This window comes from Flavobacteriales bacterium (assembly GCA_016704485.1).
Taxonomy (GTDB): Bacteria; Bacteroidota; Bacteroidia; order Flavobacteriales_F; family PHOS-HE28; genus PHOS-HE28.
Window position 1 is genome coordinate 1,109,904 of record JADJAA010000002.1, and the last position, 11,918, is coordinate 1,121,821.

8 protein-coding genes are annotated in these 11,918 nt (G+C 50.5%); 4 read left to right on the forward strand and 4 right to left on the reverse strand.

Annotated features, from left to right (window positions below):
* Positions 1–2: 2 nt before the first annotated feature.
* Positions 3–284, reverse strand: coding sequence for a cell division protein ZapA (locus IPF95_15930; GenBank protein MBK6476173.1), 282 nt, complete (start codon positions 282–284; stop codon positions 3–5).
* Between the two features lie 2 nt (positions 285–286).
* The gene (locus tag IPF95_15935) at positions 287–586 is read right to left on the reverse strand and encodes a hypothetical protein (GenBank protein ID MBK6476174.1); all 300 of its coding nucleotides are present in this window, start codon (positions 584–586) and stop codon (positions 287–289) included.
* 296 nt (positions 587–882) lie between these two features.
* Here IPF95_15935 and IPF95_15940 point away from each other — a divergent pair, with 296 nt between their 5' ends.
* From IPF95_15940 to IPF95_15950, 3 genes are all read left to right on the forward strand, one after another.
* On the forward strand, positions 883–2,508 hold the full coding sequence (locus IPF95_15940; protein ID MBK6476175.1) for a M23 family metallopeptidase: 1,626 nt from the start codon (positions 883–885) through the stop codon (positions 2,506–2,508).
* 129 nt (positions 2,509–2,637) lie between these two features.
* On the forward strand, positions 2,638–3,294 hold the full coding sequence (locus tag IPF95_15945) for a peptidoglycan peptidase (GenBank protein MBK6476176.1): 657 nt from the start codon (positions 2,638–2,640) through the stop codon (positions 3,292–3,294).
* A 3-nt stretch (positions 3,295–3,297) separates the two neighbouring features.
* Complete coding sequence (locus IPF95_15950; protein ID MBK6476177.1) at positions 3,298–4,098, forward strand: hypothetical protein; 801 nt, start codon at positions 3,298–3,300, stop codon at positions 4,096–4,098.
* 180 nt (positions 4,099–4,278) lie between these two features.
* Here IPF95_15950 and IPF95_15955 read toward each other — a convergent pair whose 3' ends face one another.
* Both IPF95_15955 and guaA read right to left on the reverse strand, forming a co-directional pair.
* Entirely contained in the window at positions 4,279–6,069 is a 1,791-nt protein-coding gene (locus IPF95_15955) for a LysM peptidoglycan-binding domain-containing protein (protein ID MBK6476178.1), read from the reverse strand.
* Positions 6,060–7,592 carry a glutamine-hydrolyzing GMP synthase gene (guaA, locus tag IPF95_15960; GenBank protein ID MBK6476179.1) on the reverse strand — a complete coding sequence of 511 codons (1,533 nt, stop codon included), beginning with the start codon at positions 7,590–7,592 and terminating at the stop codon, positions 6,060–6,062. Before guaA ends, IPF95_15955 begins: the two co-directional genes overlap by 10 nt.
* 794 nt (positions 7,593–8,386) lie before the next feature.
* Between guaA and IPF95_15965 the strand changes: the two genes are divergently transcribed.
* Positions 8,387–11,905 (forward strand): T9SS type A sorting domain-containing protein, encoded by a 3,519-nt coding sequence (locus IPF95_15965; protein ID MBK6476180.1) that lies wholly within the window; start codon positions 8,387–8,389, stop codon positions 11,903–11,905.
* Positions 11,906–11,918: the final 13 nt, after the last annotated feature.

Consider the following 11,918-nt stretch of genomic DNA (forward strand, 5'->3'; position numbering starts at 1 on the left):
TGTTACTCGCTAAGACCGGAGAGCATTTTTTCAATGGCCACCAATGCGTTCTCTGCATCGGTATCCGTTCGGGCTGCTGTGTTGTTAAGGGCCCGTACGGTAACTTCCAAGGAAGCCATTGCTAATAGGTCCTGCTTGTCGGTCATAGGATAACCTGCCTTCAAGCGGGCAATGCTTTCATTGATCTCATCTACGGCCTTGCGCACATTCTCTTCCTCCGACCTATCAATGGTCAATGGATATGCGCGGCCTGCTAGCTCCACTCTAATGGATCGTTCTTCCATGGTCATTTACCTCCCGTTTCAGTGCCTAAAAGCGCTAAGCAGCGGTCAATTTCAAGTACCAGTTCATCGATCCGTTCATTCGTTCCCGTCCCGCTCTCCCCAACCTGGGGTTTAGCTTTTCGGAGGCCTTCATTCTCCCGTTCCAGTTCAGCAACACGCGCTTTAAGCACTTCGGTCATCCGTTGATGATCATGTGCTTCTTTCTCCAGATCCGATGCTCGCTCCTTCAAGGCATGTTGATCCCGGATCAGCCGGGTAACGTGGTCTTTGATGGAGTTGATGCGATCAGCGAACGTGTTCATATACTGGACCGGGGGTCCGAAATTGGTCCAGCGCCAAATATAGACCTGCTTTTGCGTTACAGCACGTGTTTTGTTTGAACGCGACCATGTTGACGGGCGTGGGTCATTGTAGCTGGATACGAACGATACCAGCAATAGCTTCGCGGAAATTCAATTCCCCAGTGATCCCACAGATCTACTAATTGACCTATAAAATGATTTCAATTAAGAGCAATAATATACTGATCATCATTTACTTATTACCTTTTGCTTCAAGTGCCCAAGGTCCAGTTCCGTCTCCCAAATATATCAACCCGATGGATATTCCTGTAGCACTTTCCGGCAACTTCATGGAGCCCCGCAACAACCATTTTCACAGTGGTCTGGATATGCGTACAGGCGGGGTTGAGGGTGTTCCGGTCCGAGCGGTTGCAGATGGTTGGGTTTCACGAATTAAAATAAGCCCGTGGGGCTATGGCAAGGCGGTCTACATTGAGCACAACGACGGACTTACGACAGTTTACGGCCATTTATCGGTGTTGACAGGTACCGTTGGAGCCGCTTGTGCGGATGCGCAATACCGAACCAAGGACTTCAGCATTGACCAGTATCTGGAAAAGAATGTATTACCCTTGAAACAAGGTGAGGTCTTTGCACTTAGCGGAAATTCAGGAGGCAGTGGCGGACCACATTTACATTTCGAGATACGGAATGGAGCGCAACATGCCCTGGACCCTCAAGCATTAGGCATCAAGGTCAAGGACACCACCCAGCCGGAGATCATCGGCGTACGCCTCTATCCCCTTGCAGATAGCAGCAGAGTTGGCCCCTACCCGGCCCGTTCATTGGGTTTTCCGGTACAGGGCAATTCGGGGAAATACGGATTGAAACCAGGTGATGCTCCCATTGCATACGGTACCGTGGGATTGGCGATACATACGTTGGACCGCTATGATGACAGCGGCGCCAAATTCGGAGTACGCAAGATCGAACTATACGTGGACAGCGTAAAGGCGTTCTCAGCCAATTTTGATCATATCGACTTCAACACCACGCGGTATTGCAATGCACAACTGGACGGTGAGCTATACAAGGCCAATAAGATGGAATACCACCGGTGCTACAAACTACCCAACAATAAACTCGACATTTATGGTAAAGAGCAGCTACAAGGCCGGATCACCACACAGCCCGGCAAGGAACATCATATCCGATCCGTTGTGATCGATGCGAACGGTAACCGATCTGAATTGACATTCATGCTGAAGGGTGCTACGGCATCCGAAAGTATCACCTGGCCAACCACCACGCCCATTGGAAGTCTATTACGCTATGACAGTGAGAATGTAATGGCCGAAGCAGGCGTGCGCTTGACACTTCCTGCACTTGCTCTATACGAGGATGCCTATGTCCATTACGAGCGCAAGGACGCACCATCAAATGCGATAACACCATTACATGTGCTGCACGATGCGCATACACCGATCCAAAGCTATTGCACGTTGGAACTCGACCTACCTGCCGAACTTCCACAGGAGCTACGGGCCAAGGCGCTGATCGTATCCATCGGGTCTGGCGGCAAGCCTAGTGCGGAAGGTGGCACGGTAGCAGGCGGAACCATCACGACCAAGGTCCGCAGTTTTGGTACATACACCGTTATGATCGATACGGTTCCACCGACCATAAGGAACGTGGACCTTCGTGCGAATATGAGCGGACGCTCTGGCTTTACATTGAAGATCGCGGATGATCTTTCGGGTATTGACACATTCAAAGCCTCTATCAATGGCAATTGGATCCTAATGGACTATGATCCGAAGACCAATCGGCTTGTTCACAATTTCGATACCCATACCAAGGCTTCCGGCAAGAAGAACTTAGTAGTCGAAGTATCCGATGATCGCGGGAACACGTCCAAGTTCGAGATGGAATTTGACCGATAACGAGTTGGCCTATTAGCGCTCCAACTCTTAAAATTTCAAAAGATCTTTACTCTAGATCTGACTTAGCGTGAATTCATGTGTCGAAGATCCACCGTTCCGGAATTCACCGAACGGACCAAGCTCGACCTTATGAAACGCGCCCTCATCATTAGTGGCTTTGCTCTTACCCTTATCGGTTATGCAGCCAAACCAACTGAGCATTTACCTAGAAAGTTCAAAGCATCATCCACGCAGGATGCAGCTGACCTCCGCAGCGGAGACATTCTATTCCAGACTATGCCAGGTGGCCAAAGCGAGGCGATCGCATTAGCAACAGGAAGTAAGTGGACACACGTGGGCATCGTGTTCAAGGAGAACGAAGAATGGATCGTGTACGAAGCAGTAGGTCCTGTAAAAGCCACTCCTCTGGATGAATGGGTGAAGCAAGGTGACCATGGCCATTTCGCGGCGAAGCGCTTGAAACTGGCGGATGAGAAATTGGGCCCGGAAGCAATCGTAGCGCTGCGTGCTGGCGCCGACCGCTTCATGGGAATAGCCTACGACCGGCAATTCGGCTGGAGCGATGAGACCATCTATTGTTCGGAGCTTGTTTGGAAAATGTATGCCGACGCATTGAACATTGAATTGTGTTCGCCTAAGCCAATGCGCGACCATGTTCTCGGAAGCGAGGTTGTTCAACGAACAATGAAGGAACGATACGGGAGCGCACCGCCATTGGATGAACTGATGATCGGCCCAGGCGCTCTATTCGATTGTCCCCTTCTTGTTACCGTACTTGAAAAGTAGCAGGTGCGCTGTAGTTTCGGCCTCGTAATGCGCGTGTTGAACCTGGTACTTGTCCTAGCTCTCCTAACCGGATGCGGTATGCCGAAAAGTGAGGGAACCCTCCGGATCGGGCATGGTGGCTCAGGTACGAATAGCCCTTATCCAATGAACTCGGAAGCGGCCTTACTCAATGGGCTTGCCAATGGAATGGATGGCATTGAGCTGGATGTACAGCTGACCGCGGACAGTGTGCTGGTGGCCTATCACCCGGAACTTCTCCAAGACCTAACGGCTTGCACCGGGAAAGTGAACTCAATGTCTTGGACAGAATTGCAGCGCTGCCCGAATGTGAATGAAGCCGATAGTCCATTTCCGATCGTTCGGCTGGACCAGCTACTTCCCGCACTGGCGCTGAAATACCCGAATGCAGACTTCACGCTGGATTGCAAGTTATTCGCACACGGTGAGTGGTGGCATTATCTACGCACGTATACACGCGCATTGAGCCGTCTGAACGGTAAGCTCAGCAACAAACTCGTCGTTGAATGCCAGGTTGAGGACTTCCTCCGCCTTGTTCAACTTGAAGCACCCGATATACCGCTCTATGTCTATGGCTCAGATGTGGAAGCATCCATCCGCCGGGCGGCCACGTCACATTTTACCGGGGTCACTATGAGCGTGAACCACCTTGGACGTGACGATGTTACGATGGCACACGAATTAGGCCTCAAGGTATCGGCCTTCAATGTAAGCGGCTATTGGAGCCGACGGAAAGCGTTGCTAGCTGGAGTGGACCGGATCCAGTTCGACGATATCAGCTATTGAATTGGTGCGCAAGCGTGTGAAGTGGTTACCACGGATCCACACGGATGAACACAGATAAGTCCGCCTAACGGCGGCCCCATCCTCCCAGCATCCGTGTGGATCCGTGTCCATCCGTGGTAAAAAAAGTGCGACAACAAAGCGTCCAACGGACGCTGAAAGATGACCGCGATGCCCTTCGGATCAAGGAGCCTTGATCAATTCCAGCCCTTTCTGCTGCAACATAATGGCGTATTCATTGCGAAAACCATTCTCCGGCCCAGTGCTTGTCATACGGAAACCAGCGTACAATGGCACTGTTCGAATGCGATTGAAATGTGCAGCGAATGATCTCCCTTGCGTCATCAATGCCATTCCATAGTACATGGTCGCATCGAAACCCATCAACGCATATTCATCCACATCGGTATGAAAGGTCTCACGGAATTTGCTCGTGAATGCGATCAGCCTTGGATCATGAGGGTCCGCGAAACTGCCACTTGCGAATAAAAAACCAAGTTCATCCAGATCTATGGCGGCAATACTGGCATTCTGCAACCAGCTCTCCATCCCTACGACAATGATCCGGTATTTTGTTGCCTGTTGCTTCAGGAATCCCACCAGCGCTGTTGAAAATTCAACATCGTTGAAAGGAGCAACGATCACATTCAGTTTCGCTTCATCAAATTTCGTGAGAAGCTTCTTGAGATCACGCTTCACGCTATTCACCACAAGTACACTATCCCGCAGTTTAGTTGGTTGGGAAGCCAATGCACTTTGCAATGAACTTTGCATTTGATCCTGTAAGGAATTGTCCGCCTTCACATCGGCACGTACCAGGATCACATTATCCCGTGAATGGCGTTGAGCCACGTAGCGGGCGGAATGTCGCACCATATCGGTGCTCGTTGGCGTGATCTTACTGACAATTGAATTTCCGAGGATCATGCGCACGCTCTGCGGCACTGGACAGACAATATGTGAACGCGTTGCGACCCGCGCCAATTGTTCTATTGCAGTGCGATGAAATGGTCCGATGAATAGATCGGTCCGTGCAATGTCCGGATCACGAAGCACGGCTGTCCACCGATCCTGCCCATCGCCCATATCCTTCACGACAACTTCCGCATTAAGTCCCATATTCTGCAAGGAATCCAAGGCCAACTTGGCTCCCGCATAGAACTGCGCAGCAATTCTGGTGGGTTCGTAATACCGGCCTTCGGAATGCACTGAAGCCAGTGTACTATCATTCTTTCCGATCGAGAATGGCAATAAAAAAGTGATCTTGTAGTGTTCTAGATCAGGCGCGTTCGCCAATGGATCAGGATCAACTTTGTTCAGGAATGGTTTTCCGGTTCCGGGTTCAACAGGAATGTAGACCGTATCACCTGCTTTCAATCCGGCTGGCAATCCGCCGTTCACCTCCTTGATCGCATCAACGGTAACATTGAAGCGCTTTCCAAGAGCAAAGACCGTTTCGCCCGGCTGTACCAAATGCGTTAGTGTATTGGGCGGAGATGCTGGTCGCGATGCTGCTTCTGTACTTCCTTGATATTTCACAACGGGGATAACGATGTCCATGCCTGGACGGATCCCGGAATTCACCTGCGGATTGCGCGACATCAGTTCATTGATATCCACGCCGTACTTCTTTGCTATTCCAAAAAGCGTTTCCTTCTTGGCAATGGTGTGCAACATCTCCCCATTGGCCTTCAGGTCCGGTGCATTCTTCGCCTCTTTGCGAATGATGGCATCTTTTGGCAGCAGTAGTTCACTGTCTATGGATAAACCATTTTCCGAGCCAGGATTTGAAGCAATGATCGCATCAATGGGAATGGCATAGCTCGTACTGATCGCGAACAAGGTCTGACCTGCGGTTACTTTATGGACCAAATAGGAACGGCCGTTCACCGTGCGTGTCTCTTGCGCATGCAACGTGGCCATACTTAGCAGTACGGCGAACACGATCGCTATGACCCTAATGATCACTCCCATTCAATGGTTGCCGGAGGTTTACTACTGATGTCATACACCACGCGATTCACGCCGTGTACGCGATTGATGATGGCATTCGATATTCGTGCCAAGAACTCGTACGGTAGGTGACACCAATCGGCGGTCATACCATCCGTACTTGAAACAGCGCGCAAAGCAACAGCATTTTCATAGGTGCGTTCATCACCCATTACGCCAACGCTCTTTACCGGTAGCAGGATCGCACCCGCTTGCCAGACCGTATCATACAGGCCTTCATCCTTCAACCCTTGAATGAAAATGTGATCCACCTCTTGCAGCAATGCTACTTTTTCTGGTGTGATGTCACCCAGGATCCTGATCGCCAATCCGGGACCAGGGAACGGATGCCTGCCGAGGATGTTCGGATCCAGACCCAACTCTTTACCTACCCTACGTACTTCGTCCTTGAACAAAAGTCGCAAGGGTTCGATCACCTTCAAGTTCATCCGAGCCGGTAGGCCACCAACGTTGTGATGACTTTTGATCGTCACACTAGGTCCGTTCACGCTCACACTCTCAATAACATCAGGGTAAATGGTGCCTTGTCCCAACCACTTGACATCAGTGATCCGTTTTGCTTCGGTATCGAATACATCGATGAACGTCTTACCAATGGCCTTCCGTTTTTCCTCGGGATCATCGAGTCCAGCCAATGCTGAATAGAACAGGTCCTTGGCATCGACCCCTTTGATATTCAACCCAAGGTGCTTATAGCTCTCCAGTACCGTATCGTATTCATTCTTACGCAACAGACCGTTATCCACGAAAATGCAATGCAACTGTTCACCAATTGCGCGATCCAACAACAAGGCAGCGACCGAACTATCAACGCCGCCACTTAAGGCAAGCACCACTTTGTCCGTTCCGATCTCCTGCTGAAGGCGTTGCACGGTCTGTTCAACAAAACTGTGCGGGGTCCAGTTCCCGGCACATTCACAGATACCGATCACAAAATTATGCAGCAGCTGCAAGCCATCCGTAGTGTGATAAACCTCCGGATGGAATTGTACGGCATAGGTAAGGTGATCTCCCAACGAGAACGCAGCGACGGGTACTTCCGGTGTGCTGGCAAGCACTTCCATGGCTTCGCTCGGAGCGGTTATAGTATCTCCATGGCTCATCCAGACCTGTGTGCCTGCATCAATGCCATCGAATAAATGGCTGTCCCCGATGGTCGTTAGGTGTGCCCGTCCGTATTCACGTACACTGGACCGCTCCACAGTGGCTCCGGTACGTTTGGCCAACAACTGCGCACCATAACAAACGCCAAGCACGGGCAACTTACCGAGGATCCCGGTGAGGTCTGGATCAGGAGCACCAGGTTCATGAACGCTACTGGGGCTACCGCTGAGGATGACGCCTTTGATCGCTGGGTCACCAACGAATTGTTGCGCTTTACTGAAGGGATGGATCTCGCAATACACGTTCAGTTCCCTGACCCGACGTGCTATGAGCTGGGTATACTGGGAACCGTGATCGAGGATCAGAATGGATTCTGGCAAAAGAGGGTTTCTTGCGCTTAGTGCTGCAAAGGGTGCCAAAAGTAACATTGATGGGATGTTACCAAAGCCGCCGCTCGGCGAACAGGATTCCCCTGATCCGTATTAACTCTATCCACATGCAACCGAAGCGTTGAAAGCGTTGGTGAACGTTGGTTTGTCCACGCACCCAAAGCAATGAATAGTATCACGCTCGACCCATAGGCCCCCCTTATTTTCGGCGCAGTTCGTGCGAAGTCGAGAACGAGGGCCCGGGAGCTCGCCTGCCAAACGGCTGGGTGAGGTTCAGATCGTTCATAAGTTTTGCGTCCTTAGGCGGCCAATTGGTTAAGGATCACGTCTTATCATAGGAATGTGGATAAACGAGGACCGATCCATAGATCTCGTATCTTGCACTGTTATTACGCGTGCTCTCCGGCGTAAGAAACTTCGATCAATGATAACGATCCGGTGATGTGGATGAACGTAGAACGACGGAACTTTGTGGCGTAACGTATAGAATGAACGGAAGAACCAGAACCCTTAGTGCAGGTCTTACAGGACCAAAGCGGCTAGTGTTTATGCTAGCGGCGCTCATGTTCTGTGGGATAGGGTTTGGGCAGGGCACGGAGAATTTTGAGAATATTCCTACTGGGAGTTCCAATAGCTACCAAAACAGAACATGGACGGGTACGGATGGTGTGATTTGGACAGCACAAGGTGCGCGTACGGATCAAACTATTAACACTAAGGCAATTTGTTTTGGGCAGAATTCACATGGAACACGCAACGTAATCTCACCGGTTTATGCTAGTGGCATGGGAACCCTTTCTTTCAACTATGTTCGTGGATTTACTGGCGCTGGTGCCAGAACGCTGCAGATCTTTGTCAATGGATTACAATATGGAGTGGACATCAATGTTAGTCAGGTTTCGGATGTAGTCGTGTTACATACTGAGACCATTAACTTAGGGGGATCCGTACAATTGGAGATCCGAAGTATTACAAATGGTCAGGTGAGAGTCGATGATATCAATTGGACACCCTACACTGCTGGACCAACAATATCGCATACCGCCGCAACGGATTTTGCAAGTGAGGCTGCCGGCACGGTTACGGTTACATTGCCAATTAGCCCCGCTGCTACTGGGGCAGGGACTGCGACTATTACTGTTCTCAATGGTCCAGGATGCACTTACACCACGGACTATACCACAAACCCAGCTGTAGCTGCCGGAACGATAACTGTCCCCATTGCGATCAATGATGTAAGTGTGACATTCGATCTGACCATTGTAGATGACATCATTACTGAATCGAACGAGACCATCAGATTCACTATATCCGGTACTACCGGTGGAACCGCGATCGGCACACCTACTTTTCAGATCTTCACGATCCTGGATAATGATGTTACCCCAACAGTGAATTTTGGCACGTTGAGCATTTCAGTCATGGAGAACATTGGTGCAGCGCAGGCTTTCACGCTCAACATCAATCCACCGGCACTTACGGCAGGGAATATTACGATCACGATCACGAACGGGCCAGGAGCAACGTGTGGTGGGGGAAATGATTACAATATCGCGTTGCCGCCATTCGTTCCGCAACCATGCGGTGTGTTCAACATTCCGTATGCCGCAGGAGCTACATCAGCTACCTTCAATGCGTATGCGAATAATGATGTGCTGGTTGAATTAACTGAAACGGTAACCTTTACAGTTACCGGAGTTCCGGGTGATATGGCCATTGGTGGCAGTAATTCAAGTACGCTTACGATCGGTGATAATGATTCACCCGCAACGATACTTGAACCAGGTGATCTAATTATTGTGGGTGTTAACGCGAACGATTTTGCTTGCTCTGGAGCACCGGGTTATGACCTAGTCAGTTTCTTCTGTTTCAAACCGATCGTACCTGGAACAACGATCATAATCACTGACAACGGGTATGAGCGTTGCAATGCCGGCCAGTGGGGCAACTCCGAAGGCACAGTGCGTATGACCCGAACAGGAATTGCGATACCGGCCGGACAAGTAATTACGTTCCGGATAGAGAACACCTCGGGTCCAACGAACATTACATCTTTTGCACCGGATGGCGCATGGACCTGTGCAACCCTTAATGCTCCCCCTGGCGCATCATTCCCAACAGCTGTAGCATTGAATAATGGTGGGGATCAGCTCTTCTTCATGCAGGGTAATTCTTGGAACAGCGGCACCGCTCCTGGAAATGTTCACCAACATAATGCCACCTATACCGGAACGATATTATATGCCTTCAGCTCGAACCCTGCTCCGAATTGGACCGCAGCATGTAATGGAAGTGGATCACAGCTAAGCAACTTGCCTCCTGGAGTTGAATGCTTCAGCATGGCACCTACCTCAGCCAGCGATTTTGGCAAGTATGATGGCTTTCTATCTGCGGCCTCACAACGGGACTGGATCATACGCGTAGATGATGAAACGAATTGGACTGCCTATTCCACCTGTGGTTTTTACAATACCATGGGCAATAGTTGGGTCTCATCACCAATTCTCCCCATCATCGTTGCACCCTTCATACCGGGCAAATGGCGCGGGACCAAGAGTACGGATTGGTTCGATTGCAAGAATTGGGACGATGTGCAGATACCTGTTGCAACCACGGATGTTACTATAGATCCGGCATTAGGATTCTCATTTCGATCCTGCACGGTTGGTCAAGCAAGCGGGTTGCAGCCAGGGGGAACTGGGGTTTGTGCATCTGTTACAATGACCAGCAATACCGCTAGTACGCGAATCCTTGTTGTTGATGTGAACAGCACGTTGAATATTGGTGGTGAACTACGTCAAACAACAACAGCATCCGGATTGTTGATGAATACCTTGTTGAACACGAATGCAACGTTGACCGCAACCAATCTCTATCTGGAAGCTGTGGGAAGTACGAATAATGCGGGCTTCTTATCGACACAGCCTTCAGCCCTTGCTACATTCAGTGGTGATGTGACCATTGCAGATGGTGGGTGGATCAACTTAACAGGAGGGCGTATGCGCGTGCAAGGAAACTGGGACAACCAGCGCGACGCAAGTTGGTTCGCTGAGACCAATAGTACGGTTGAGTTCACAGGCACTGGGGCACAAAGCATTAGTATGGCTACCGGCGCTGAGGTCTTCGCTACGCTACTCGTGAATAAGCCTTCTGGATCCCTTACGCTGAACAGCCCCATTCAGGTACGCACGTTATTGGACCTGACCAGTGGGCTTGTTAATACCAGCGACCCAGGTGGTCTATTGACTTTATTGAATGGTAGCGCGTGGGCGAATGCATCAGACTTAGGCCCCGTGAGCTTTGTGAATGGACCCATGGAGAAGATCGGGAATACACCCTTTACGTTCCCCGTAGGTAAAGGATCCAGCTTAAGACCATGTGGCATTACGCCGAGTGGAGCAACCATTAGCAATTCGTTCATTGCCGAGTACTTCCCTATTACGTCATATTCATGGGGGATCATCATGGAACCAACGCTTCATCATCTCAGCCAGTGCGAACATTGGTTGATCGATCGTAGGGCGGGTTTAGCTTCCGCCACGGTTCAATTGACCTGGGATACACCCGAAAGTTGTGGTGTGACCGACTTGCCTGATCTTCGGGTTGCGCGTTGGGATATTGCGAATTCCATCTGGCGCGACCGTGGAAATGGTGGAGCTGCCGGAACTTTATTGACCGGCACGATACCTACCGCGGCGATCCAGACCAATGCAGATTTCAATACACTTCCTGGCCCGACGGCATGGACCTTGGGTTCCATAACCGCAGAGAATCCCCTACCGATTGAATTGATATCCTTTACTGCCAAGGTTGAGGAGCCATGGGTGCGGTTGGATTGGACCACGGCCAGCGAACGGAACAACGACTTCTTTACCGTAGAACGCAGTGCGGATGGAGAACATTTCACGAACATCCATGAAGAACTTGGAGCTGGTAATAGCCAACAAGTACTCAATTACCTCACCTTCGATCGCGAGCCATTGACAGGTCTTAGTTACTACCGCTTACGCCAAACGGATTTTGACGGTACCAGTGAACTTTCCGGGGTCGTAACCGTGTACAGAGGTATTGGAACTGATCGCCCGTTGGTAGTCTTCGGTGATGCGGACCAACTGACGGCGATGCATGGCTTCCCGGTCGGTAGTTACTATGAACTCTTGGACATGACCGGACGTTTGATCACCTCCGGAACCGTGTTGCAGGAAGACAGACTGCAACTTCCTGCGAACGGATTGCAACGTGGTGCGTATCTGTTCCGATTAAGTGACGGGCAACGGACGGAGAGTGTACGCTTCGTTTATTGAGCGTTCCTCACTC